We start from the raw sequence: 25,062 nt of genomic DNA, 5'->3' as shown, positions 1-25,062 counted from the left end.
GGCGGAGCGCAGCTGCCCCCTCATGTCCGTCGAAGGAGGTGACCTGTGCGAACCAATGCCTGTGGGGCACCGGGTCGGCGTGCTCGCGGCACTGGTGGGAGTTCGCTCTTCGGGTGAGGCTGTGCGAACCTATGACCGTGACGCGCCTTGGGTTCCTGTTGGACAGCGGAGCGTGCATTGGCTGCCATGCGTGCACGGTGGCGTGCAAGAGCGAGCACGACGTGCCGCTCGGTGTCAACCGGACGTGGGTCAACTACGTCGAGACCGGCGAGTTCCCCCACACACAGCGGCATTTCGCCGTGATGCGCTGCAATCACTGCGACGATGCCCCCTGCATCTCGATCTGCCCGACCGGTGCCCTGTTCCGGGCATCGAACGGCGTGGTGGACTTCGACGACTCCCGCTGCATCGGATGCAAGGGCTGTATGAATGCGTGCCCCTATGACGCGCTGTACATCTCGCCCGAGACGGGTACGGCGCACAAGTGCAATTTCTGCCAGCATCGGCTCGAGGTCGGGCTAGAGCCTTCATGCGTGTCGGTCTGTCCGACGCGCGCCATCACGGTTGTGGATCACGACGATCCCGCTGACCCCACCGCAGAGCGAATTCGCCGGGAACACTTGCCGGTCCGCGCTCCCGAGCGCCGAACGTTGCCGAAGGTGCATTACGCGGGCACGGTGCCCGAAGCCCTCGATCCACTGGCACGCCCCGTGGCCGAAGACGGGCTGATCTGGTCGGATTGGACCGGCAGCGCAACCTGGCCATCGAAATCAGCATCGAGCCCGGCATCGAGCCCGGCGACACGGACGGCGTACACGGTGCCTCACGCTGAGCCGTGGGGGGCCAAGGTCGCTGGTTACTTGGTCACCAAGGGTGTGGCAGCAGGCGTGATGCTCTGGGCCGCCGCTGCTGCGCTGCTGGGCTGGGACGACCGAGCGGCCGTCGCCACGGGGCCAGCCGCGATAGCGCTCGTCGCGCTGGCGGTGACCGGCGTGCTGCTGATCGCCGACCTGAAGCGGCCAGAGCGCTTCTGGTACCTGTTCGCCAAGGGACGGCTTCGCAGCTGGATCACGGCGGGTGCGTGGGTGATCATGGCCGATGCAGCGTTGGTGACGCTGTGGGGCGTCGCGGGCTTGTGGGGCGACTCGACCTGGTTCGTCGTGCTGATCGGCCCGACAGCGGTGTGCTCGCTGCTGACCGCTGCCTACACCGCGTTGTTGCTGCATCAATGCCGCGGCCGTCCGATGTGGGCGGACCGGCCAGTGCTGGTGCTCATCGCTCGACTGACCGGCGAAGCCGTGCTGGGCGGCGGTGCAGTCTGGGGTTCCTACCTCGCCCTGCGAGCCAACGTCGTCGCATTCGCATGGACCCCGGTCATCGCCGCCGCGCTGCTGGCGTGGCTGTGGCGACACGACCGTGAGTACCTGCGTGCCGCACAGACAGCGCCGCTGTCATGACGGATCGCCCCGCCGCCGACACCGCCGGGTCCCCCCGCAGCGGTCCCGAAGGCATCGGGCTCAGCCCGGCGCCGCCGCACGAGCAATGGCATCACTGGACCGAGCTCGACGCAGCCTCCTGGCCCGAGCGCATCGAGCGCAACTACACGCTGGTGCCCACCACCTGCTTCAACTGCGAGGCAGCGTGCGGGCTGGTCGCCTATATCGACCGGGACACCGACGAGGTCGTTCGATTCGAAGGGAACCCCGAACACCCCGCATCGCGGGGACGCAATTGCGCCAAGGGGCCAGCCACGATCAACCAGGTCCACGACACCGAGCGGATCCTGTACCCGCTGCGTCGAACCGGCGAGCGCGGCGGGGGAGGCTGGGAACGCGTCAGCTGGGAGGAGGCCTTGACCGAGATTGCGGCGCGCATCCGCACAGCCATCGTCGAGGACCGACGGGACGAGATCATGTATCACGTCGGCCGACCCGGCGAGGACGGCTACACCGAGCGGGTGCTGACTGCATGGGGCATCGACGGCCACAACAGCCACACCAACGTGTGCTCCTCCAGCGCCCGCGTTGGCTATACGACCTGGATGGGGCATGACCGCCCCTCATCGGACTTTGCCAATGCCGAGGTCATCTTCCTCATCTCGAGCCATCTCGAGGCCGGGCACTACTTCAATCCGCATGCCCAGCGCATCATCGAGGCCCAGCAGCGGGGTGCCACGGTCATCTGTGTCGATCCGAGGCTGTCGAACACCGGAGCCAAGGCCAATCACTGGCTGCCGGCGTGGCCTGGTACTGAACCGGTTCTGCTGCTGAGCCTGGCCCACCTCCTGCTGGAGGCTGGCACATGGGACCGTGCGTTTGTCCACCGCTGGACGAACTGGCAGACCTACCTGGCCAAGACTCGACCCGATCTTCCGCCGACATTCGAGTCGGTCGAGGTGGCCCTGCGCGACGCCTATGCCCGTTACACCCCGGAGCGCGCGGCACACCTGTGCGGGGTGGACGCCGGCGAACTGCGCGAGATCGCCGCGGCGATCGGAGGGGCGTTCGGTCGCTTCGCGTCTTACAACTGGCGGGCCGCCGGGGCGGGCAACCTCGGCGGATGGCAGACGGCGCGCTGCCTGTTCTTGCTCAACGTGCTCACCGGATCAGTCGGCACCGTGGGGGGCACTACTGGGGCGGGCTGGCACAAGATGAAGCCGGCACCGCCGCTGCGGCCGCCGCCGGTCGGGCACTGGAACGAGCTGTCCTGGCCGCCTGAGTACCCGCTCAGCCATCACGAGATGTCGATCCTGCTGCCGCACTTCCTGCGCGAGGGCAGGGGCCGGCTCGACACGTACTTCACCCGCGTCTACAACCCGGTGTGGACGAACCCTGACGGGTTCAGCTGGCTGGAAGCCTTGAGTGATCCTGAGCGCGTGGGCTGCCACGTCTCGCTCACGCCGACCTGGTCGGAAACAGCGTGGTTCGCCGACTACGTGCTGCCGATGGGTGTCGGCTCGGAGCGCCACGATCTGGCGTCATTCGAGACCCACGCGGGCCAGTGGCTGGGCTTTCGCCAGCCGGTCATGCGCCGGTATGCCGAACTGCGGGGCAAAGACGTCGGCCCCGACAGCCGAACGCACGAGTTCAACCCAGGCGAGGTCTGGGAGGAGAACGAGTTCTGGATTGACCTGTCGTGGCGGATCGATCCGGACGGCTCGCTCGGCATCCGCCGGTGGTTCGAGAGCCCGTCCCGGCCGGGCGAGCCCATCAGCATCGACGAGTACTACGAGGCAATCTTCACCGACGAGGTGCCGGGCTTGGCCGACGACGCCGCTGCCGCGGGACAGAGCCCGCTTGAGTTCATGCGGGACCGGGGCGCCTACGCCGTTCGAGGTGATCCCTATGGTCACCATGAGCGCATCGTTCAGCCCTCGCAGCTCGCTGGCACCGTGCTCGGTGACGATGCCGTCTACCGGCCCCAGCACGACACAATCCGTGATGTGAACACCTCGCTGCCCCCGCTCGGGGATGGCTCAGTGGCGGTGCAGGTTGCGGGAGCGGCCCGTCACGGATTCCCGACGCCCTCTCGAAAGCTCGAGCTGTACTCGACGACCCTGGCCGATTGGGGCTGGCCCGAGCATGCGACACCCGGCTGGATTCCCAGTCATGTCCACTGGCAGCAGCTGGATCTGGCAGGCACTGAGCGGATTCTGTTGCCGACCTTCCGCATCCCGACGCTCATACACACCCGGTCTGCGAACTCCAAGTGGCTGTCAGAAATCAGTCATCGACATCCGCTGTGGATCCACCCCTCGGATGCCGAAGCCCTGGGAATCGAAGTCGGTGGGCTCGTGCGGATCACCACCCGCATCGGCCATTTCGTCATCTCGGCGTGGCGGACCGAGGGGATCCGCCCCGGCGTGGTAGCAGCATCGCACCACATGGGTCGCTGGCGGCTCGATCCTGCCGCTGGCTCTGGTGGCTCGGGCACCAATGGTGATGGCGCGAGACCGAGGTCGTGGGCCGGTGGCCCTGCAGAGATTGACCGGCAGGGCACCGTATGGCGGATGCGCCGCACGGGTTCGATGGCGCCGTTTGCCTCCTCCGATCCCGACACCGAGCGGGTGTGGTGGAACGACACGGGAGTGCACCAGAACCTGACGTTCTCGGTGCAGCCCGACCCCATCTCGGGCATGCAGTGCTGGCACCAGCGGGTGCATGTGGGACCGGCCGAAGCCGATGATCGCTACGGCGATGTCGTGGTTGACACGGCTCGCGCCCGGGCCGCCTACGAAGAGTGGCTCGCAATGACACGACCGGCCCCCGGTCCGGGAGGGCTCCGCCGCCCGCTGTGGCTGTCACGCCCACTCAAGCCGCGCGCTGAGGCCTACCGCTTCGACGCCTGAGCCAAGACGAGGGGCAGAGTCGGGGAGTGTGCTCAGCTCGGCTTGTGGGCCTTACGAGAACCCGCTTCCCAATCCTCCATTTCTGGTGTGTCGGTGAGGGTGCCGAGGACGTTCAGCTGCGGGGCTTCACGCAGTGACCGTTTCAGCTCGGCAAAGCCCGGGAAGCGGGCCAGCTCGATGACGGCATTCCACAGCGGCACTGCCTGTTCGTCGGAGGGAACTCGCGAGATCACCGGGCCGAAGAACGACAAACCGTCGGGTGGTTCAAAGGTGATGATCGGCGTGCCGACATCGCGGCCGGTGCGACTGAGCGCCAGCTCGGTCTCGGTGGAGATCTCGGCGTCCCAGGAGTCATCGTCGACCGCAAACGCGTATTCCGTGGGCAGCCCGGCGGTTGCCAGTGTCTCCGCGGTGTGCTCCGCGGTGCCGATGCGATCCCGCAGGCCCGAGCCCTTGGGCATCTCCCAGTAATGCTGGCCCATCGCGTCATACAGCGGACCCATCTGATCGCGGCCCAGCTCTGCTCGCACCTTGGCGGCCACTCGCAGCATCCGCAGACCTGCGGTATGTCCCTGCTCGTACCCCGGCGGGAACTCAGTGGCGTAATCGCGGTGCTGATTCAGGACGCGCAACGAGATGAAGCGCCAGTCCACGGAGTAGCCGGTCTGAGCGATTACCTTCTCCACCCAGCGCGAGGTGATCCAGGCGAACGGGCAGACCGGATCCCAGAAGAACTCAAGATCGGGGGATTGCTCGGCAGCCAGGGCGGCGTCTGTAGTACTCATGCGCGCATGGCTAGCACACACGTCTCGCAGACATGAGTGGACCCGACGGCGGCATCCCGGCACCCGACATGGTCGGTGTGGCCGACGGTGTCGAGCTTGCGCTGCACTGCCTCGGCGGAGCCGGACCGCCGCTGCTATTCGTGCATGCGACTGGTTTCAACGGCTGTTCTTATGGTCCGTTCACGGACCGGCTGGCCGAGCACTTCACGGTGTGGGCGCCCGACCTTCGAGCGCACGGCTGGAGCCCGCCGCCCGCGGGCAGGGACTTCCTGTGGACCACGCTGGCGCGTGACCTCCTGTCAATCATCGACCATCTCGGTATCGCTCCGGGCGAACTGGACTGTGTCGGACACTCCATCGGCGCGGCAACACTGCTGCTGGCTGACGCCCAGCGACCCGGCACCATCCGGCGCATGTATGGCTACGAGCCTGTGGTGTGGCGTGCCCCCGAAGTGTTCGGGCCCGGCGAGAACCCCTTGATCGCGGTCACCACAAATCGCCGGGAAGTCTTTTCCTCACGTGGCGAGGCCTTCGAGCGGTTCGCCTCCCGGCCACCATTCGGCGGGGTGCGGGCCGACGCACTGCACAGCTACATCACAAACGGATTCGAAGACCTGCCGGATGGGACCGTGCGGCTGCGCTGCCGTGCGGCCGACGAGGCGGCGACCTACGACGGCGAATGGACGTCGACGACAACGCGTCTGGCGGGCAGTGAAACGGACGTTGTCATCGGCAAGGGGCTGGAAATGACCTTCGAAGACATCGGCGTCCCTGCCCATGAGGTGCTGGCAAATTCGCGCCTGATCACCTATTCGGGCCTGGGCCATTTCGGGCCCTTCGAAGCACCCGATGTCGTCGCGGCCGATGCGCTTGCGACCGTGCTCGGTCAACCTCGGGTTGACAGGCAGTCCGAAACGAACTCGATCAAGTAACCGGCGATCTTTTCGGGCTGGTCGCGGTGGGCGACATGGCCGCAGTCATCGAGAATGTGCCCGTTTGCACTGTTCATCTGCTGGGTGATGGTCCATACCTGGGCCTCCGTGCCGTACTGATCGCCGTCTCCTTGCAGGACCAGCACCTCGCAAGCGATGCGCTCGAGCAGCGGCCGAATGTCCCAGTGGCGGAACTCATCGGTCAGCCAGACATCGCGCCAGCGCTCGAATGCGAGCCGTGGATCGTCGTGATGGCGGGCGAGTCCGGAAATGACCTTGTCGCGCTCGGTGTCAAGGGCGCGGATGCCCTCAATGCAGATCTCTTCGATGAACGTGTGCGGTGCGATGACGGCCACACCGAGTGGCGTCACGGAACCCAGTGCGGCAGCGATCAGTGCGATCGACGCTCCGTCGCTGTGGCCGATCAGGATGGGTCGGCGCACCGCGAGCCCCTCGAGCACCGCCGGCAACACGTTGGTTGCCTCGCGTTCCATGAAGCCGTCGCTGTAGTTTGCCGGCAGCGGATCGGATCGTCCGTAGCCGCCTCGGTCGTAGGCGACGACTTCGAGTCCGCACTGGCGTGCCAGCACCTCGGGAAGGTCACGCCATTGGGTGATGCTGCCGAGCCCCTCGTGCAGCATCACGATCGTGGGACTGCCGTCGCTGTTGGGGTGCCCAGCTTCGGAGCATTCGGGAGTGAGCCGGCGGTACGCGATGCCGACCGTGTCGACCTGGATGCGACCGTCTTCGACGTCCATTCTGGCTACAGGCGCACGTATTCGTAGGCGACGGGCCGAGTGTTGATGCCTCGACCCGGGGGAGCGATCCAAGCGGCCATGCGCCCCGGCTCATAGACGGGCGACATGAGCGAGTTGATGTAGTCGCGGTCGGCGTCAGTGGGCAGCCAGTCCTCGCACGAATCCTCCCATTCAGCTCTGGCGACGACGCGGCCCTCAGGCGTGATGTCATAGGGCGCGAACACGCCCACAGCGCGGTTGAAGCCAGGGTGCGGGAGCGTCAACTCAGCCTCAATGCCGGCCTCGCCGATCAGCCGGTTCCAGCGCCGCAGCCCCTTCAGGCAGTCCTCGGAGTACGAGTCGCGCAGCTGCAGGTTCACTACCTGCAGTGACGGCCGCTCCACGGTGGCCATGGCGCCGTCGACCACCTCAGTGCAGGCGAACGTGGACGACGTGAGCACATGGTCGTCATCGTAACTGGACTCATCAAAACGGCCTTTGAGTCCGGCGGTGTAGAAGTTCGCGCCGTTGGTGGACGCCTCGGCGCCGAACAGATCAAGCGAGACCGCGTAGTGGAAATTGATGTACTTCTGCAGGGTCACCAGGTCGATGGCGCCGAAGGGGCGAACGTCGTCGGTGTCGTGGGAGACCATCACTTCGCAGGTGCGCTGCACAATCCGGCCGAGGCCGGTAGCGCCGACGAACATGTGATGCGCTTCCTCGCGCAGCATGAATTCGCACGTCCTGGCGAGCGGATCGAACGCCGACTCGGCCAGGGCGCCGAGCTGGTACTTGCCGTCGCGGTCAGTGAAATAGGTGAACGCCAGGAATGAGAGCCAGTCAGAGGTCTTCTCGTTGAAGGCGTTCAAGATGCGGGGATTGTCGGGATCGCCCGAGTGCCGCTCAAGCAGGGCCTCGGCCTCGTCGCGGCCGTCGCGGCCGAAGTGCGCGTGGAGCAGGTACACCATCGCCCACAGGTGGCGCCCCTCCTCCACGTTGATCTGGAAGAGGTTGCGCAGGTCATACAGCGACGGGGCGGTGTGGCCGAGGTGTCGCTGCTGCTCCACAGAGGCTGGTTCGGTGTCGCCCTGGACCACGATCAGCCGGCGCAGCTCGCTGCGGAACTCGCCCGGCACCTCCGGCCATACCGGCTCGCCCATCGACTCGCCGAAGCCGATGCGGCGGTCGGGTTTCGGCGCCGAGAGAAAGATGCCCCAGCGGTAATCGGGCATCTTCACGTAGTCGAAGTGGGCCCAACCCTCGGCACTCGTGTCGGTTGCGGTGCGCAGGTAGACGTCGTTTCCCGAGAAGTCGGCGGGGCCCAACTCGTCCCACCAGCGGGCGAACTTGGGCTGCCAGCCCTCCAGCGCACGCTGCAGCCGCCGATCCTCGGAGAGCTCCACGTTGTTGGGGATGCGCTCGCTGTAGTCGACCCTGGTCATGTGCGTTCCAGCGGGGTGTGCTTGCGCCTCGGGCGTCGCTGCCGTACGGCGAGGTTAGATGCGGGAGGTTAGACGCGGTCTGGGGCGTAGATCGGGCGAGTCCCGGTGCCGTAGCGGGTCAATGCGCCCTGTGGTCCGGTTGCGTTCGGACGAATGAAGATCCAGTTCTGCCAGGCCGACAACCGCCCGAAGATCTTCGTCGCCATGGTCTCGGGGCCACAGAACCGGTGGTTGGCCTCCATGGCCGTCAGCGCATCGGGCGAGAAGGCGGCGCGCTCTTCGATCGTCAACCGCAGATCGTCATCCCAGTCGAGGTCGTCGGGCGTCGCGGTCGCCAAGCCAGCCTCAGCAGCGGCCAGCGCGTCGAGCGGGGTGCCGATGGTGCGGGCGGCTGTGGCAATGGCCGCTTCGTCGCCCCATAGCCGCGACTGCAGCCGTGTGAGGCCGTTGGCCATGGGCATCGTTCCCAAGCTGAGCTCGGAGCACAGCAGGGCGGCGGGCTCATGAGCTCCGATCACCTCGCCTCGCAGGGCACGCACGCGCGCCCCCACGGCGTCGCTGGGACGGACGTCCACGAATTCGCCGTCGAGGATGTACGTGCGGTCGGCAGCCAGTGCCAGCTCGGCAAGGACGCCGGCAAAGCACGAACCAGGCTCGATTGCCGCGATGAGCGTGCGAGCCGTGAGGTCGAGGCGAGACAGTGTCCGGCGCCACAGCAGTGCGGTCTCGCGCTCGGCATGGCTGGCGGGTTGGCACAGCGCACGGTCGTGGTCTGTCACGTCTGCGTGGCTGCCGTCGGTGAGCAGCACGATGGTGCCCAGATCGGTCTCGTTGAAGCGCAGGTGGCACAGCAGCGCATCCAGCTCCCGGGCGGCTCGCAACGGCCATGCGGGATCGGGGCTCGCTGTGATCAGCACTTCGGCGCACGCCCGTTCACGATCCGGTGCCATCGCCACGAACTCGCCGATCATGTTGCCGTCATCGGTGGGCCACAAGCCGAGCGGCTCGAGCGCCACCGGTTCGCTGTTGGCATAGGGGCCGCTGCAGCGGCTGTTCGCGGCCAATTCAGCCGCCCGCGCGCTCACGGCCTCAGCCAACGTCGTTCGCGGCGCCAACTCGTCGACCAGACCCCACTCGAGCGCCACCTGTCCCCGCAATCCCTCGGCCTTGGTGGCGAACACATCGGCCCGGTCGCGGCGAACGTGGCGCTTGTCGGTCAGCCGGGTCAGCCCGCCGGTGCCGGGCAGGACACCGAGCAGCGGTACTTCGGGCAGTGACACTGCAGTGTTGCGATCGTCCACGAGCAGGATGTGGTCGGTGGCAAGCGCCAGCTCGTAACCGCCGCCCGAGCACGCACCACCCACCGCCGCGAGGAATCGCAACCCGCTGAGGACCGAGGCCTCTTCGAGCTCCAGCCGGGTCTCATTGGTGAACTTGCAGAGGTTCACCTTGTGAGCATGTGTGGCGGCTGCCAGCGCACGGATGTTGGCGCCGGCACAGAAGACGCCGTCGTAGCCGCTGTCGATCACGACGCATCCGACGCTCGGGTGCTCGAAGCGGATACGGCGGATGGCGTCGGCGAACTCCAGCTCGACGCCCATGTCGTAGCTGTTCAGCTTCAGCTCGCAGCCGGTGAAGATGCTGCCGTCGGGCTGCACACCCATGGAGAGCGTGGCGACCGGACCGTCCACCCGAAGGGCCCAATGCCGCCACGGACGGTGATCGCCGAAGAAGTCGAGGTACACGTCGTGTTCGGTGCTCACGCGACGAGTGTGCAGCCCGGCCGTCACCCGCACAACTTGAGTCCCGCATGAGTCGCAGCGAATGGCCGAGTGTCGGCACATCGTTAGTGTTCGCAACGACACCGGCATCACCCCGGAGGCCAGGCGTGAACGCGAACGCTGTCTACCGTTTCGTCATTGAGCCAGCGTCGGCCGCGCCCGACGAAGTAGCGGTGGTCGACGCCCCGAGCGGCAGCCAGCTGACTCGGGCCGAACTGGCGCAGCGCGTGCGCTCTGCCGCTGCGGCGCTGGCTGAACGCGGCCTACAGCGCGAGCAGCGAGTGATGCTGTGTTGCGCCGACACCCCGGCGTTCCTGTGGTGGTTCTGGGGAGCCATGTGGATTGGCGCGGTGCCGGTTCCGGTCTCGACGCTGTTTCGTACTGCCGATTACCGGTTCTTGTTGAGGGACAGCCGCGCTGTGGGCCTGGTGTACTCGCCGCCCTTCGCCGCCGAGATCTTGCCGGCTGCCGATGACCAGCCGTTTCTGGGATGGACGCTTGACGACACCGATGACTCCGGTCTTGGTGACCCTGGGACCGTCGGCGATCCGTTCGAGGCCATCGACGATGACGTCGCGTTCTGGCTGTACACGTCTGGCACGACCGGCCATCCCAAGGGCGCCATGCATCGGCACACCGACATGAGCGCTGTCACCGACGGGTACGCAGTCGACATCTTGGGCATGGGGCCCAGCGACACGGTCTATTCGGTCGCAAAGCTGTTCTTCGCCTACGGCTTGGGCAATGCCGGCTATTTCCCTCCCGCCACTGGAGCCAAGGTTGTGCTCAACCCGGCCCGCCCGACGCCTGACGACATCGCCGCACATGTGACCCGGTACCAGCCGACGCTGTACTTCGGCGTCCCGACCTCGTACGCGCAACTGCTTGCGGCAGATCTGCCGGTCGACACGTTCGCGTCAGTCCGCCAGGCCGTCTCTGCTGGTGAACCTCTTCCCGCAGACATCGGTCGGAGATTCCACGAACGTTTCGGCGTGGAGATCCTCGACGGCTTGGGAACCACAGAGATCGCCCACATCGTCATCACCAACCGGCCGGGCGCTTCGGTGCCGGGCACGAGCGGGACGCCGATTGAGGGCTGCGAAGTGTCGCTCCGCGACGAAGATGGCAACGAGGCGCCCGACGGGGAGCCGGGTGCATTGCACATCGCCTTCGAGTCGGTCATGGCGGGCTACTGGAATCGCACCGAGCAGAACCGCAAGGCGCTGCACGGCCGGTTCCTTGCGACTGGCGACACCTACGTATGCAATCCCGATGGCACCTACTCCTGCCTGGGCCGCACCGATGACATGATGAAGGTCAGCGGCATCTGGGTGTCACCCGCCGAGGTCGAGGCCTGCATCTTGGAGATGGAGAGTGTGCTGAGCGTCGCGGTGGTGGGCGCTCTCGACGACGCGGGTCTCACGAAGCCGAGCGCCTTCGTCGTGCCCGCACCCGGCGCGGCCACGGGCAGCCTTCCCGAAGCGGTCCAGGCTCACGTGCGTGAGCGTCTCGCGCCCTACAAGTACCCGCGCTGGGTCAGCGTCGTCGACGAGTTGCCCCAGACAGCGACCGGCAAGATCAAGCGCTACCTACTCCGCGACTGAGAGGCCGCGCGGAGAGGTGTGTCCGCTGCGGAGGCGGCAGAGCCCTCTGCTCCGGGAATCCGGCAGGTTCCAACCTCGCAGAGTTCCCTGCCGCCTCCGCAGCTATGACGTCTGTGCCTATCCGCTCATGGTCTCAGCGCTCAGCCCCAAGCGCGGGTGACCGCGCGGGGCAGTTCCTCGATCCACTGGATGAGGTCGTGCCCGCAGATCCGCTCGGTCCATTCATGGGGCGATTTCGCGAAGTGCAGCCACGCTGCCCACGCCTCGGTGGCTTGGTGGAATCCGCCTTCCAACGTTCCGGCGCACAGGTGAACGAACGGGGCCTCGGCGGAGTTCCAGTCCATGCGCTCGTTCGGCGGCATTCCAGTGGAATAGGCCATGACGTGGCCGAACTTGTCGCGGTGCGTGTGCCCGACGGCGAGCGCGTGCCCGCCGCCATCGGATGCGCCGAACACGCCGCGCTGGCTTCGGTCATCGGAGACGCCAAGAGACTGCTCGGCCCACGCCGTCAGCTCCTCCACAAAGAAGCGCTGATGGCGGTCGAAGCGATCGTTGTCGAAGCCAGGCAGGTACTCGTTGGCCCGCTCATTGCCATAGCCACCCATTGGCGCAGCGTGGGCCGCGACCAGCACGAAGCGGGGCACGGTCCCGTTCGTGATTCCGGCGTCAAGGCGCCGGATGTAGGGGCCGATCATGCTGCCGTCTGTGGCATAGAGCACTGGCAGACGTTCCGAGGCCGTGTGCTGGGGCGGCAAGTACACGGTGGCCTTCCGCCTCGTGCGCAGTGAGGTGCTGTCCACCGTGTGCACCTGCGTCGTGCCTTGCAGTTCGTCGTCGCGGTGTGATGGCACTTCGGCGGGAGCCTCGGGTCCGCGGAAGCGGTGCGGCACCGGGCCGCGCTGACCGCCCAGCAGACTTCCGGCGTCGTCAAGGGGCCAGAAGCCGTAGCCGATCACTGCTTCTGGAAGACGTTCGATGCGCACGCTGAGCGCCCACAGGTCGCTGTCGTCGCCGTTGCCGACCTGCCACATGGGCAATTCGATGACGGGGCCGGGCAGTACGCCGGCGGCGTCGCTGCGGCAGACCAAGGTGAGCTCGTCGCCATCGTTCCAGCAGCCAGCCGGGTCGGCGTCAAGTTGGGCAGCCAGGAATTCGGGACTGGGGTCGCGCCAGACCCGGCATACGCGCTGACCCGGCGGGAGACCTCCCTCAGCGGCTCGCTCTCGGGCAAGTTCCCGGTTTCTCCGATCGATCTCGGTGAGGCGATGCGTCAAGGTGGGCAGGCCCATGCGTGCGCGGGACTCGTCGTCGACCGTGCCGTCGATCGGTGCGAGCACCAGATCGCCGAGGTGTCGCGTGACTACCGTGCCGAATTGCTGGGGCCGACCGCCGAGCAGGCTCATCTTGTCGGCGCACTCGGCGAAGATGACCCCGGCACCGGCTTGGCCGTCGCGGTGTGCTCGTGCGGCAAGCTCCCCGGCGATCGACAGAAGCTGCGGCCCGCCGTGGACGCTGAGCGCACGGGCCGCTCGCAGGGCGGTCGCCCCTTGAGCCTGCTGGAGCTCGGGAGTCCGAGCCAGGAGCTGCACCAGCATCGGGGCCTCGGTCGATTCGGCCATCTCGATGCGAGCGAGCAAGTCGCGGACCTCGTCGCCGCCTGTTCCTTCGCTCGCTGCGGGTGAGCCGTCGCCGTTCATGCCAACCCCAAGTCCGCGGCTGACCCCGGGTTCGCGCCGCGCGGCGAGGCTACTGTCGACGCCGTCGGCGCTGCCGAAGGCATCGAACCCCCGACAGACCGACGACCGCTTCACCGATGGAGGAGACCTCGTGAGCGATGAACCGCTTGTGCTGACCGAACAGCGCGGCTACGTGCAGATCCTGACCTTGAACCGTCCTGATGCCATGAACGCTTTCAACATGGCGCTTTCAGAGGCGCTCGGCGAAGCGCTCGACAACCTCGATGCGAATCCTGACGTGCGGGTCGGCGTGCTGACCGGGGCGGGTCGTGGCTTCAGCGCTGGCATGGATCTCAAGGCATTCGTCAGCGGCGGCGGCATCGATGCCATGCCGAACCCGCCCGGCCGCGGCTTCGCCGGTATCGCCGAGCGCAGTGCCGCAAAGCCGCTCATCGCCGCCGTGGAGCGCTTCGCCCTGGCGGGGGGACTGGAGGTGGCGCTGTCGTGCGACCTCATCGTGGCGTCTGAAGGCACAGTTCTGGGCATCCCGGAAGTTGGCGTGGGCCTGTTCGCAGGCGCCGGTGCGCTGTTGCGCCTGCCGCGCCAGCTTCCCTACAGCCTGGCCATGGAGATGGCCTTGACAGCAGAGCCGATCACGGCTGAAGTCGCGCACCAGCACGGCATGGTCAACCGGGTCTGTCCGAAGGGTGAGGCGGTGAACGTGGCCGTAGAGCTCGGCGAGCGCATTGCCCGCAATGCGCCCATGGGAGTTCGTGCCTCCAAGCGGCTCATCCGTGACGTGCTCGGCGTGTCCGAGGATGACTTCTGGGCGTACCAGCAGCCGACGCTCGAGGAGGTCTTCGGATCGGCAGATGCCATCGAGGGTGCTTCCGCCTTCGCCGAGCGGCGTGATCCGAATTGGGAGGACCACTGAGCCGCTGGGAAGATCGAGGCGACATCCCGCGAGGGGCCGCCTACGACGATCGCTGGGCCCAGATGGCCGAGCGCGGCGAGTCTGTGCACGGCGAAGTGGACCTGGTCACGAGGCTGGCGCCGCCGGGAGCGGCTGTACTCGATGCGGGCTGCGGCACGGGCCGCGTGGCCATCGAGCTCGCGCATCGCGGCTATGAGGTCGTCGGTGTCGACCTGGACTCGGCGATGCTCGATCTCGCCCGCGAGAAAGCACCCGAACTGGCATGGCTGCAAGGTGATCTCGCGAACAGCGTTGTCACTGACTCCGCCGGTCACCAGCGCCTCTTCGACGCCGTGGTGGCCGCCGGCAACGTCATGATCTTCCTCGAGCGCGGCACTGAGGCCGCCGTGGTGGCCAATCTGGCAGCGCATCTGCGGCCCGGCGGAGTGCTCGTGGCAGGCTTCCAACTCAGCGACGCGTACCTGCAACTGCACGTTTACGACGCGCTGGCGCAACGCAATGGGCTTGCGCTCGATTCCCGTTACTCAACGTGGGAGGGCGCCCCGTTCGACGGGGGTGACTACGCCGTGTCCGTGCACCGGGTTGATGCAGCTGCCATCGACCGTTGAAAGCAGCGCTGTTCAACTGAGCGGGCAAGAGGGCTCCCGCGACCGAGCCGATGCACTGCGCAGGGCGCTAGTCAGCGGAGGACATCAGCCGGCGGGTTGGAAGTCCACTTCTGTCCCCACTCTGCGAGCGCTTCCAGTACCGGCCTGAAGTCCTCGGCGGCGGGGGTCGGGATGTATTCGAACCGCGGCGGGCGGTCGGTGTACTGGCGGCGTTCGAGCAAGCCGCTCTCGACGAGGCGATGGAGTCGGCTGGTGAGCACTGTCGGTGCGATGCCGAGATTGGTCTGAATGTCGTCGAAACGGGTGAGCCCGACGAGGACGGTGTCACGCAGGATCAGCGGGGTCCACCACTCGCCGACGAGTTCGAGCGACTGAGCGATGGGGCACACCATGTGCTCAAAACTCTTGCGCTTCATGGGATCAACGTACCAAAAGGCAAGGCTCGAATGCCCCGACAGCGTGAGTGCGGGGCTCAGAGGCTAAGCCGATAGGTGGCGATGCCGTGGCCATCATCGCCGCGCCGATCCCCTGAAGTCCTCGCATGGCGATGAGGACCACCAGCGAGAGTGCGATGGCGGCCAGCGCAGCGCCGATCCCCAAGCAGGCGACTACCTCGACGGCTCGTGGGCCGCGTCGAGGGCTCTCAGTCGGTGGGAAGGCGGGCGAGGAGCTCGATCTTGCGCTCCTCGTACTCGTCAAAGCTGATCTCGTCGTTGTCGAACTGGGTCTGCACCTGTTCGACGAGACGAATCAGATCGGCCGCAGACAGCTCCTCGTCGAGGTTGCCGTCGAGTACGGCGCCAGTGCCGTCAGGTTCGGGATCGGCCGCGACCAGTGGGCCGCTCTGGGGGACCTTGCCCATGCGCTTGGCCCGTTTTGCCTCGGCCTTCGCCTTCTTGGCCCGGTCCCTCTGCAGTTTCTCGAAGGTCGTGCGACCAGCAGCCATGACTCACACCTTGCTGTCGGGATACGGGCTGTAGGGAAACGGCACGCGGGGCGAACCCCGGCGCCAAGCGGCTTGTGACCTCGCTCGGCGCAGCAGTGCCGGCGGCCGCAAAAGCGGCCGGAGCACGGACTCGGCAACGCGGTCCGCGCGTCCGCTTCACATGTTACCGGCGGGGTCATGGCGCAGGTCGGCGCGGACCCGAGCTAGCGCTGCGGCCAGACGTGCTCCGAGTAGTAGGTGCGCAGCGTCTTCTTGTCGATCTTGCCGGTGCCGGTCAGGGGGACCGCGTCGATGACGACGATGTCGTCGGGCAGCCACCATGAAGCGACCCGTGGCCCGATGGCATCGAGCACCGCCGCGTGATCGAGAGTGGCACCTTCGCAAAGTTCGATGATGAGCAGCGGCCGCTCACCCCAGCGTTCGTGCGGCAGGCCGATGACGGCGGCGGCCGCAACCCCCGGGGCCCCAAGGGCGGCGTTCTCCAGCTCGATCGAGCTGATCCACTCGCCGCCGCTCTTGATGACGTCCTTGGACCGGTCCGTGAGGGTGAGATAACCCTCGGAGTCGAGGGCGCCGACGTCGCCGGTGCGCAGCCAGCCGCCTTCGACTTCTCCGAGGTGCGAGTCTGCAAAGGTCTCGGCATCGGCGAGGGCGCCGCGGTAGTACGAGCCGGACATCCAAGGGCCGCGTGCCTGGATCTCGCCGACACTGCGGCCATCGCGCGCCAGGACGGTGCCCTGGTCATCGACCACGCGAAGCTCAATGCCGTACAGCTCGCGGCCGGCCTTGGCCTGGCGGGCTCGCTGAGCGTCGCGGTCGAGTCGCTCGACCCGGTGTGTAAAGCGTCCCGAGGTTCCTTGGGTCATTTCGGTCATGCCCCAGACATGGCTGACCGTGACGCCATAGTCGTCCTCGAGCATGTCGATGAGCACGCGGGGCGCTGCAGATCCGCCGACTGCGACCTTTTCCAGCGAGGGCACGGTGCGACCTGTGGCTTGCAGGTATTGCACGACACCAAGCCAGATGGTGGGAACGCCTGCTGAGAAGGTGATGTCCTCGGCCTCGATGAGATTGACGAGCGCTTCGGGGCTCAGGTCCGGTCCGGGCAGCACGAGCTTTGCGCCGCTCATCGCCGTTGCGAATGGCAGCGCCCAGCCGTTGACGTGGAACATCGGGACCGCACCCAGCACTGCATGACCCGAGTGAATGTCGTGGCCGTCGCCGGTGCAGCACGCCCACGTCTGCAGCACGATCGACCGGTGACTTTGCAGGACGCCCTTGGGATTGCCCGTGGTGCCGGAGGTGTAGCAGAGCGTTGCCGCCGCACGCTCGTCGAATTCGGGCCACGTTGCCGGGCCCGGCACGGCACCCAGCCAGTCCTCATAGCCGATCTCGCCTGGCAGGCTCGCGGGCGAATGAAGGTGTCCGAGCACCACCCAGCGGCGGACGCTGGGTGCGCGGGGGGCGAGACGCGCAGCGATCTCGGCAAAGGAGGGGTCCACCAGCACGACGCTGTCGGCGGCGTCGTTGAGAATGTACGCCAGCTGGTCGTCATGAAGCCGTGGGTTGACGGTGTGCAAGACGGCGCCGATGCCACAGATGCCGTAGTAGGCCTCGAGGTGGCGGTGATCGTTCCAGGCGATGGTGGCCACCCGGTCTCCGGGGTGAATCCCGTCGGCAACCAGCGCAGCGGACATCCGTCGCGCTCGCTCGCCGACCTCGCCCCATGTGCTGCGCGTGGTGATGCCCGCTGAGTCGACGGCCACGACGTCGGTGTCGGCATGGCTGCGGGATGCAGAGGAAATGAGGGTCGACACCAGCAGCGGCCGATCCATGGTGTCGCCGATCATGGTCGGCTCGGAAAGACCAGTCATCATCGGGGGTACCTTCGAGGCGCCGTGTGTACGCCTTGTCTCATCGCAGCAGGCGGAAGAAGGCACGCACGTCGTCGACGAAGAGTTCGGGCTGCTCAAATGCCGCAAAGTGGCCGCCGGCCGGCATCTCGGTCCAGTGCCGGATATCGGAATAGATCGGCTCGGACCAGGCACGCACGGGAGGGATGATTTCCTTGGGGAACTTGGCCACGCCGGTGGGCACGTCCACCGTCATACGGGGCATCTGGCGGAAGCTCTCCCAGTAGAGACGTCCCGACGAGGCCGCGGTGGCGTTGAGCCAGTACAGCATGATGTTGTCGAGCATCTCGTCGCGGTTGAGCGCGTTCTCAGGATGGCCATCGCAGTCTGTCCAGGCCCAGAACTTCTCCAGGATCCATGCGGCCTGTCCAGCGGGAGAATCCGTGAGCCCGTAGCCCAGGGTCTGGGGACGGGTGGACTGCTGCTTGGAGTAGCCCGAGTCCCAGTCGTTGTAGTGCTTCGCCGCTGCGAGGGCTGACAGCTCCTCGTCGTTGGGCTCACGATCTTTCGGGCGGCTGCCGCGCATCACCATGTTCAGGTGGATGCCGATGCAGGTATCGGCATGGCGATTGCCGAGCGCGCTCGTGACGGCTGAGCCCCAGTCGCCGCCCTGGGCACCGAATCGGTTGTAGCCCAAGCCGGCCATGAGCCCGGCCCAGCAATCGGCGATCTTCTCGACGCCCCATCCCGGCTCGGACGGCTTGCCGCTGAAGCCGTACCCCGGAAGCGACGGGCAGATCACGTGGAATGCGTCGGCTGCGTTCCCGCCGTGGGCGACGGGGTCGGCCAGGGGCTCGATGACCTTGTGGAATTCGACTACCGAACCCGGCCAGCCATGGGTGATCACGATCGGCATCGCATCGGGCTCGGGCGAGCGGACGTGAATGAAGTGCACGTCCATGCCGCCGACGTCGGCCATGTACTGGTCGAAGCGGTTGAGTGCGGCTTCGCGTGCGCGCCAGTCATAGGTCTTGGCCCAGTAGTCGCACACGTCCTGGACGTAGGCGAGCGGGATGCCTTGGGACCAGTCATCGACGGGTTCGGGCTCGGGCCAGCGGGTGCGGATCAGGCGGTCGCGAAGGTCGTCGAGTTGTTCGTCCGGGACGGCGATCTGGAACGGTTCGATGCGCATGGGGCGCACGGTAGCCCGCAGGTGATGTCTCGCTCTTGTTGTCAGTCGTAGACGAAACCGAGCTCTGCGGGTGGGGGCAACTCGCCTCCTATGTGGCCGCTGGCTCGGAGGTCGGCGATCTTGTCGGCTGGGAGGCCGGCCACTTCGGTGAAGACTTCGTTCGTGTGCTGGTCGAACAGGGGGGCGGGGCCTGCGGGGGTTGGGCGGGTGCCGTCGAGGGTGAACGGGGACGCAATGTGGCGCCTGTGGCCGGTGACTGGATGCTCGACGACATCGAGGTGGTCGGCCAGCCGGCGATAGTCCGGCGCCGTCCACGGATCCCAACAGAACTCAGTGCGGGCACCGGCGAGACGCAGTGCTGCCTGAAGTTCGGCTCGGGTCTGCACGGGCCGTCCGCTGTTCGCTCTCACCTCATCGAGCAATCCCCGGATGACGCTGACGGCATAGCACTCGGCTGCCGGATCTTCCGATGGCCCATCGGCCCCGGCAGCGTCATGTCCGGCAGCAGGGCCGTCAGCGGGGGCATCGGCGATGACCGCGAGCCAGCCGTCTGTGCCTTCTATGAAGCCACTCCATGCCGTGCCGGGTTCGCGGTTGCCCATGCGGCCGATGTCGCGCCCGGCTGTCGAGGCCAGCACGAGGGCTTCGCCGCTGTGCTGCCAGGTGCCTTCCTGCTGGGAGACGTCGACTTCGACACCTTTGCCGGTGCGCTCGGCGAGGTGCAGGCCGCTCAGCAGGGCGAATCCCGCGGCGATGCCGGCGATGGGGTCCGGGAAGTAGATGTTGGAGATGCGGGCGCCTTCGTGCTCGTAACCCTGCCGGTGGCCGAGCCCTCCCATCGCCTCGATGATCGAGCCATAGCCCACGGCGTTCGCGTATGGACCGTCGATGCCGAACGCAGGCATGCGAACCAGCACGATGCGGGGGTTGACCTCTGCGAGCGTCTCGAAGTCGAGTCCAAGCTGTGGCAACACGTGGGCCGAGAAGTTGGCGACAAGCGCATCGCAGTTGTGCACCAGCTCCATGAACGCGTCCCGGCCCTCGGGCGTGGCAAGCGTCACCACACAGTCGCGCTTGCCCTTGTTGACAGCGTTGAAATGCCCGCCCGCCTCGTAGAAGCGGTTGTCGGCCACGAGGTGTTCAAGACCCGGTGCCATGCCGTGGTCGTAGGGGCGCTGTGTGCGAAAGCCGTCGAAGGGGTTCTGCGCTTCGATCTTGATGACGTCGATGCCGAGCGGCGTGAGCAGGTTGCCGACATAGGGGCCCGCCCAAGCGATGGTCATCTCGATGACGCGTAGCTGGCGGGCTGGGCGTAGCGCAGGAGCCGCGTCACTGCGGGAGCCGTTCGTCAGAGCCGGAAGCGAGTCGGTGCCTCGGTCGTTGACTCGCTGATTCGGCACCGGCAGGCCGACCGCGGTGAACGGTCGGATCGGTCCAACCGCAGAGCCGGCCGGTGTCTCGATGCTGCCGAGGAAGCCGCGAGCAACGAGGTGCTCGTCGCTGAGCGCGTCCAGCGGGGTCATCACCATGCCGACGGCCCACGGCGTTTCGAGTGCGAACTGGAAGAGTTCCCGCTTGGTGCGCGCCTGGTACCACGGTTCGATGACCTCGCGGATTACCTCGATGTGGCGGATCCGGCGATGCCGGTGGCTGAGCTCGGGATCGTCGATCCACTCGGGCACGCCGAGGTGCAGGCACTGCATCTCCCAGTCGTCACGGCGGATCGATCCTGGGCACACGTAACCGTCGGCGCAGCGGATCGCACCCGACGGGTATGCGGTGGGCGGGTGCGGTCCCACCAGCGGCCTCGGCCGCTCGCAGTGCAGCGAATCGCAGTAGCACAGCTCGACCGCCGTCAGCAGCGCCCCCAGCCACGACACATCCATGTGGGTCTCGGGCCGACGCAGGACCAGATGCGCGGCCCACGCAGCGAGGCCGCCAGCGCAGTACTGGGCCTGCCAGCCAGGCAGTCGAAGCGGCTCGGCCCCCTCGTCGCCGTTGAAGCCCAAGAAGCCCGTGGCGGTCTGCACCAGCAGCTCGTCGGCGATGACGCCCGGGTCGTCTGCGTCTGCACCCCAGGCTGTGACCGTCACAAGCTTGGGTGCCGGGTCGCCCGCAGCGACGCGGGCAGCCAATCGCTGCGGGTCCCACGGAGTGCCGGCGAGCCCCGCCAGGGTGTCACTCGCAATCACCACGTCGGGCCACGACGGGTCGAGGTCGTCCGCTACGCAGTTCAGCTTCGCTGCGTTGAGGTGAACGAACAGGGGACTCAGCTCGCCGTTATGCAGCGGGACATCGTCGACCGGCTGGCGCCGGGCAGGATCGCCGTCCGGCGGCTCGACCTTGAGCACCGTCGCGCCGGCGCCCGCAAGCAACCGTCCAGCGAACGGCCCGGCGATGCCAGTGGCCACCTCCAGCACCTTCATGCCGGCGAGCGGTGGCCCCTCAGTGGGACCAGATTCAGTCCGTTCTGGCATCGGGTCACGGTATCGCCCGGCAGCTTGGCCACATGGGGCCCGCCGGCGGAGGAAGCGACGCTTGCGGACGTGGCAGGCGCTGATGGAGGTTCAGTAGGGTCCGCAGATGAGCCCCGAACGACCACCCGATGCCCAGAATTCCCGTGTAACGGTCTGCCTCAGCTTCGACTTCGATGCGATCTCGATCTGGACGGGGCCACGAGGTTCAAGATCTCCGAACCTGACCGCCCGCGGGGAATTCTCCACGATCGGCGCGCACCGGCTGCTTGACCTGCTCGATGACCGCGGCCTTCCCTCCACGTGGTTCATCCCCGGCCACACCATCGACACCTTCGGCGACGTGTGCGCCCGGGTGGTTTCGGACGGGCACGAGGTGGGCTATCACGGCTACTGCCACGAGGCCCCCTCGTCGAAACGTGACGAAGCCGACGAGCGGGCCATCCTGACACGCTCGATGGACTGCCTCGAACGGCTCTCGGGCAGTCCGCCAGTTGGGCACCGGGTGCCGGGCGGCAACTGCGGGGACCGCTGGATCAGCCTGCTCCTCGAGCACGGCTTCTCCTACGACTCCTCCATGGCCCGCAACGACTACGCGCCCACGTGGTGCCGGTTGGGCGACATGCCCACTACCGACGGTCCGCACCAATTCGGCGATGAGGTGGACCTTGTTCAACTGCCGTTCGACTGGATCCTCGACGACTGGCCTTACTTCAGCTACGACGGGCCCACGGTGCAAGGGCTGCGCACGGCCGACCACGTCTATGACGTGTGGTCCGCTGAGTTCGACTACCTCTGCGACCGGGTCGGCAGCGGGGTGTTCGTGCTCACGATGCATCCCCAGTGCATCGGACGGGGCAGCCGCATGCTGATGCTTGAGCGGCTCATCGAACACATGGCATCCCGACCTGGCGTGACGTTCACCACCATGGCGGCTGTTGCTGGCGATTTCCGGGCGGCCGCCACGCCAGGCGATCAGGCGAACCGCTGCTTGTAAACAGTTCCACCCGCTAGCTTGCCGCCGGGAATGGCGACAATGAAGCGGCCGCGTCAAGAACTCAGGAGTGCCAGCGCATGATCGGACGACCGAGAGCGGCCGTGGCGAGCCTGCCCGAATACAAGCCGGGCCGTTCAGCGGCTCAGGCTGCCGCTGAGCACAACCTGGCCGAGGCGGTCAAGCTGGCCTCCAACGAGAACGCCAACGACCCGCTGCCCTCGGTGGCCAAAGCGGTCGCCGAGGCCGCGTCGGTCATGAATCGCTATCCCGATCATCGCTGCATGGAGGTACGGGAAGCACTGGCCGACAGGCACGGCGTCGGACTCGATCAGGTCACTGTCGGCTCGGGATCGGTGGGCGTGCTCCAGCAGCTGTTTGCCTCGTACGTCGATCCCGGCGATGAGGTCGTGTATCCGTGGCGCTCATTCGAGGTCCATCCGGTGTTCTGCGCAGTGTCGGCGGCTCGGGCTGTGACGGTTCCGCTCGTCGACCATGCCTTCGACCTGCACGCCGTCGCCGCAGCGGTGACCGACTCCACGAAGATCGTGATCCTCTCGACCCCCAACAACCCGACCGGCACCGTCTGTTCGACTGCGGAACTGCAGCGCCTGCTCGCAGCCGTGCCCGACGACATCATCGTCGTGGTCGATGAGGCATACCGGGAGTTCGTCACCGACCCTGCGGTGGCCGATCCCATCGAGGCTGTTGTTCCTGGACACCCGAATGCGCTGGTGCTGCGCACGTTCTCCAAGGCGTACGGCCTTGCCAACCTGCGTGTCGGCTATGGCGTCGGCCACCCGGGCCTCATCGGCGCGCTCGACAAGGTGGCGCTTCCGTTCATCGTCAGCGGGATCGCTCAGGTCGCGGCACTGGCATCGCTGGAGCCACAGGCCGCAGCGGAGCTGGGCGAACGAGTGGCAGGCATCTTGGCGGAGCGCGAGCGAGTGAGTGCTGCGATGGATGAACAGGGCTGGCCTGTCGTGCCGAGCCAAGCCAACTTCGTCTACCTGCCGGTGAGAGCTGGGGCCATGGACCTGTTCGTCCGGCTGGAGAAGCAGGGTTTGGTGACCCGCCCGTTCGAGGGCGAAGGCGTGCGGATCAGCCTGGGCACGCCGGAACAGAACGACCGATTGCTGGCCGCCTTGGGCACGTTCGGACCTGCCGGCTAGACGGCGGCCTCGCTGATCGTCTTCCACAGCCGATCCAGGTGCTCGCGATCGGTGCGGGACTGACCGATCGCCACACGGATGATGCTGTGGCCGTCCAGCTTGGAGGGGGTCAGGTAGGCGACGCCGCTGTCGTTCACCTCCGCAGCAACCGCATCGGTGGCGCGGTCCGCGGCTTCTTGTGAAGTCTGGGACTCGTCGGCGGGACTGCAGCGGAAGCACACCAGCGAGAACGGGTGCGGCGCCACGATCTCGAAGCGAGGGTCGTCGTCGAGTCGTTGCGCCAATTCCCGGGCCATGGCGACGTGGTGGCGCACCATCTGTCGCAGCGCCGCGGCACCGTAGCTGCGCAGAACCCACCACAGCTTGAGCGCTCGGAAGCGGCGACCCAGCGGCACCTGCCAGTTGCGGTAGTCGATCACGTTGCCGGCGTCGCTCTGGGCGTTGCGCAGGTACGGCGGTTCAATCGACAGCGCCTCGGTGAGCGCCTCCCGCTCCGCCAGGTAGAAGGCCGAGCAGTCGAAGTTGACCATCATCCACTTGTGAGGGTTGAACACGTAGCTGTCCACCAGCTCGATGCCATCCTGGTGGCGACGGAACTCGGGGCAGATCATGGCCGTGCCCGCATACGCAGCGTCGACGTGATGCCATAGCTCGTGCTCGCGGGCGATGGCGCAAATGGCCCGGACCGGGTCGACCGCGGTGGTGCCGGTAGTGCCGACGGTCGAGCCGACGAACGCCGGCACAAGACCTGCGGCCGCGTCGGCCTCAATTGCGGCACGCAAGGCGTCAGGTCGCATTGCCCTGTGCTCGTCGGTCTCGATGAGGCGCACCACGCCGAAGCCCGCAATGTTGGCGCCCTTCTCCACCGAGCTGTGCGCCTGGGCCGAGGTGTAGGCCACCATCTGGGTCGCGGGCAGGCCGCTGCGAGCGCTAGCGCGGTGGCGGGCCGCGACCAGGGCGACATGAGTCGCGTCCGACGCGCTGCCCTGCAGCACGCCGCCTCCGGTCGACGTGGTCTTCCAGTGGCCCGGCAGGCTCAACAGATCCACCAGCCAGTCGAGCACGTGGCTCTCGATCTCGGTCATCGCCGGCGAGGCCGACCACAGCAGGCCGATCAGCCCGAGTCCCGCCGACACCGTGTCGGCCAGCACCGATGGCGGGGAGTTGTTTGCCGGGAAATAGGCGAACCAGCCCGGATGCTGCCAGTGCGTGACGCCCGGAAGCACCACGCGGTCCAGATCTGCGAGCAGGTGCTCGAACGGCTCGGCCTCCTCAGGGGCGGCGTCGGGCAGCATCGCCCGAATGTCACCCGGCGCGACGGTCGACGCCACCGGCAGCGACTCGACGCGTTCCCAGTAGTCGGCAATCCAGTCGATGACCGCTCGGCCATGCTGCCTGAACTCGTCGGGCGTCATGTGCGGGGGCGGCGACGTCAGCATCTCTGGCGGGTCAGGCACGCTCGGGTCCATGGCGCCGACGCTACCGGTCGTCGCCGCAGCGATTCGTAGCGGATTCGCGGTGCCGGTGCAGCCCTGGGCGCGGATGTGCACAGCCCGCAGCGGGCGCCACCGGTTGCCATAGTGT

The 25,062-nt window shown here is 66.9% G+C and carries 19 protein-coding genes; 8 read left to right on the top strand and 11 right to left on the bottom strand.

Annotated features, from left to right (window positions below):
* Positions 1 to 137: 137 nt before the first annotated feature.
* On the top strand, positions 138 to 1,457 hold the full coding sequence (locus ACOCMM_RS12515; protein ID WP_419553473.1) for a 4Fe-4S dicluster domain-containing protein: 1,320 nt from the start codon (positions 138 to 140) through the stop codon (positions 1,455 to 1,457).
* Positions 1,454 to 4,348: a molybdopterin-dependent oxidoreductase gene (locus ACOCMM_RS12510; RefSeq protein ID WP_419553472.1), complete on the top strand. Its 2,895-nt coding sequence runs from the start codon at positions 1,454 to 1,456 to the stop codon at positions 4,346 to 4,348. The genes ACOCMM_RS12515 and ACOCMM_RS12510 overlap by 4 nt, the downstream gene beginning before the upstream one ends.
* A 32-nt stretch (positions 4,349 to 4,380) precedes the next feature.
* On the opposite strand, the gene ACOCMM_RS12505 is transcribed toward ACOCMM_RS12510, so the two are convergent.
* A complete protein-coding gene (locus tag ACOCMM_RS12505; protein WP_419553471.1) occupies positions 4,381 to 5,133 on the bottom strand; it encodes a hypothetical protein in 753 nt (250 codons plus the stop codon).
* Between the two features lie 32 nt (positions 5,134 to 5,165).
* On the opposite strand from ACOCMM_RS12505, the gene ACOCMM_RS12500 reads away from it, so the two are divergent.
* On the top strand, positions 5,166 to 6,065 hold the full coding sequence (locus ACOCMM_RS12500; protein ID WP_419553470.1) for an alpha/beta fold hydrolase: 900 nt from the start codon (positions 5,166 to 5,168) through the stop codon (positions 6,063 to 6,065).
* On the opposite strand, the gene ACOCMM_RS12495 is transcribed toward ACOCMM_RS12500, so the two are convergent.
* From ACOCMM_RS12495 to ACOCMM_RS12485, 3 genes are all read right to left on the bottom strand, one after another.
* Positions 6,020 to 6,823 (bottom strand): alpha/beta fold hydrolase, encoded by an 804-nt coding sequence (locus ACOCMM_RS12495; RefSeq protein ID WP_419553469.1) that lies wholly within the window; start codon positions 6,821 to 6,823, stop codon positions 6,020 to 6,022. The two genes, ACOCMM_RS12500 and ACOCMM_RS12495, sit on opposite strands and share 46 nt — an antisense overlap.
* A 5-nt stretch (positions 6,824 to 6,828) precedes the next feature.
* A complete protein-coding gene (boxB, locus tag ACOCMM_RS12490; protein WP_419553468.1) occupies positions 6,829 to 8,244 on the bottom strand; it encodes a benzoyl-CoA 2,3-epoxidase subunit BoxB in 1,416 nt (471 codons plus the stop codon).
* 68 nt (positions 8,245 to 8,312) lie between these two features.
* Positions 8,313 to 10,007, bottom strand: a complete 1,695-nt coding sequence (locus tag ACOCMM_RS12485; protein ID WP_419553467.1) for an enoyl-CoA hydratase-related protein — start codon at positions 10,005 to 10,007, stop codon at positions 8,313 to 8,315.
* A 125-nt stretch (positions 10,008 to 10,132) separates the two neighbouring features.
* On the opposite strand from ACOCMM_RS12485, the gene ACOCMM_RS12480 reads away from it, so the two are divergent.
* On the top strand, positions 10,133 to 11,629 hold the full coding sequence (locus ACOCMM_RS12480) for a benzoate-CoA ligase family protein (RefSeq protein WP_419553466.1): 1,497 nt from the start codon (positions 10,133 to 10,135) through the stop codon (positions 11,627 to 11,629).
* A gap of 140 nt (positions 11,630 to 11,769) precedes the next feature.
* Here ACOCMM_RS12480 and ACOCMM_RS12475 read toward each other — a convergent pair whose 3' ends face one another.
* Entirely contained in the window at positions 11,770 to 13,326 is a 1,557-nt protein-coding gene (locus ACOCMM_RS12475; protein WP_419553465.1) for an alpha/beta hydrolase, read from the bottom strand.
* Positions 13,327 to 13,456: 130 nt separating this feature from the next.
* Here ACOCMM_RS12475 and ACOCMM_RS12470 point away from each other — a divergent pair, with 130 nt between their 5' ends.
* Both ACOCMM_RS12470 and ACOCMM_RS12465 read left to right on the top strand, forming a co-directional pair.
* A complete protein-coding gene (locus ACOCMM_RS12470) occupies positions 13,457 to 14,239 on the top strand; it encodes a crotonase/enoyl-CoA hydratase family protein (RefSeq protein ID WP_419553464.1) in 783 nt (260 codons plus the stop codon).
* The gene (locus ACOCMM_RS12465; protein WP_419554875.1) at positions 14,236 to 14,847 is read left to right on the top strand and encodes a class I SAM-dependent methyltransferase; all 612 of its coding nucleotides are present in this window, start codon (positions 14,236 to 14,238) and stop codon (positions 14,845 to 14,847) included. Before ACOCMM_RS12470 ends, ACOCMM_RS12465 begins: the two co-directional genes overlap by 4 nt.
* A 71-nt stretch (positions 14,848 to 14,918) precedes the next feature.
* Here the strand turns inward: ACOCMM_RS12465 and ACOCMM_RS12460 are convergent, their stop codons facing one another.
* The 5 genes from ACOCMM_RS12460 to ACOCMM_RS12440 all read right to left on the bottom strand — a co-directional run bounded on the left by ACOCMM_RS12460 (position 14,919) and on the right by ACOCMM_RS12440 (position 21,315).
* Entirely contained in the window at positions 14,919 to 15,263 is a 345-nt protein-coding gene (locus tag ACOCMM_RS12460; protein ID WP_419553463.1) for a winged helix-turn-helix transcriptional regulator, read from the bottom strand.
* 227 nt (positions 15,264 to 15,490) lie between these two features.
* Positions 15,491 to 15,793, bottom strand: a complete 303-nt coding sequence (locus ACOCMM_RS12455) for a hypothetical protein (RefSeq protein WP_419553462.1) — start codon at positions 15,791 to 15,793, stop codon at positions 15,491 to 15,493.
* A 203-nt stretch (positions 15,794 to 15,996) separates the two neighbouring features.
* Positions 15,997 to 17,670, bottom strand: coding sequence for a long-chain fatty acid--CoA ligase (locus ACOCMM_RS12450; RefSeq protein WP_419553461.1), 1,674 nt, complete (start codon positions 17,668 to 17,670; stop codon positions 15,997 to 15,999).
* 37 nt (positions 17,671 to 17,707) lie between these two features.
* The gene (locus tag ACOCMM_RS12445) at positions 17,708 to 18,838 is read right to left on the bottom strand and encodes an epoxide hydrolase family protein (RefSeq protein WP_419553460.1); all 1,131 of its coding nucleotides are present in this window, start codon (positions 18,836 to 18,838) and stop codon (positions 17,708 to 17,710) included.
* A gap of 41 nt (positions 18,839 to 18,879) precedes the next feature.
* Positions 18,880 to 21,315, bottom strand: a complete 2,436-nt coding sequence (locus ACOCMM_RS12440; RefSeq protein WP_419553459.1) for a CoA transferase — start codon at positions 21,313 to 21,315, stop codon at positions 18,880 to 18,882.
* Positions 21,316 to 21,421: 106 nt separating this feature from the next.
* On the opposite strand from ACOCMM_RS12440, the gene ACOCMM_RS12435 reads away from it, so the two are divergent.
* Positions 21,422 to 22,309, top strand: a complete 888-nt coding sequence (locus tag ACOCMM_RS12435; RefSeq protein ID WP_419553458.1) for a polysaccharide deacetylase family protein — start codon at positions 21,422 to 21,424, stop codon at positions 22,307 to 22,309.
* Positions 22,310 to 22,386: 77 nt separating this feature from the next.
* The gene (gene hisC / locus ACOCMM_RS12430; RefSeq protein WP_419553457.1) at positions 22,387 to 23,478 is read left to right on the top strand and encodes a histidinol-phosphate transaminase; all 1,092 of its coding nucleotides are present in this window, start codon (positions 22,387 to 22,389) and stop codon (positions 23,476 to 23,478) included.
* On the opposite strand, the gene ACOCMM_RS12425 is transcribed toward hisC, so the two are convergent.
* On the bottom strand, positions 23,475 to 24,947 hold the full coding sequence (locus ACOCMM_RS12425; protein WP_419553456.1) for a pyridoxal-dependent decarboxylase: 1,473 nt from the start codon (positions 24,945 to 24,947) through the stop codon (positions 23,475 to 23,477). The genes hisC and ACOCMM_RS12425 overlap by 4 nt on opposite strands.
* Between the last annotated feature and the right edge of the window lie 115 nt (positions 24,948 to 25,062).

This window comes from Candidatus Poriferisodalis sp., from assembly GCF_965198245.1.
Lineage (GTDB): Bacteria > Actinomycetota > Acidimicrobiia > Acidimicrobiales > Poriferisodalaceae > Poriferisodalis.
The sequence above is the reverse complement of the archived record's forward strand: the minus strand, read 5'-3'. Positions and strand labels throughout refer to the sequence as shown.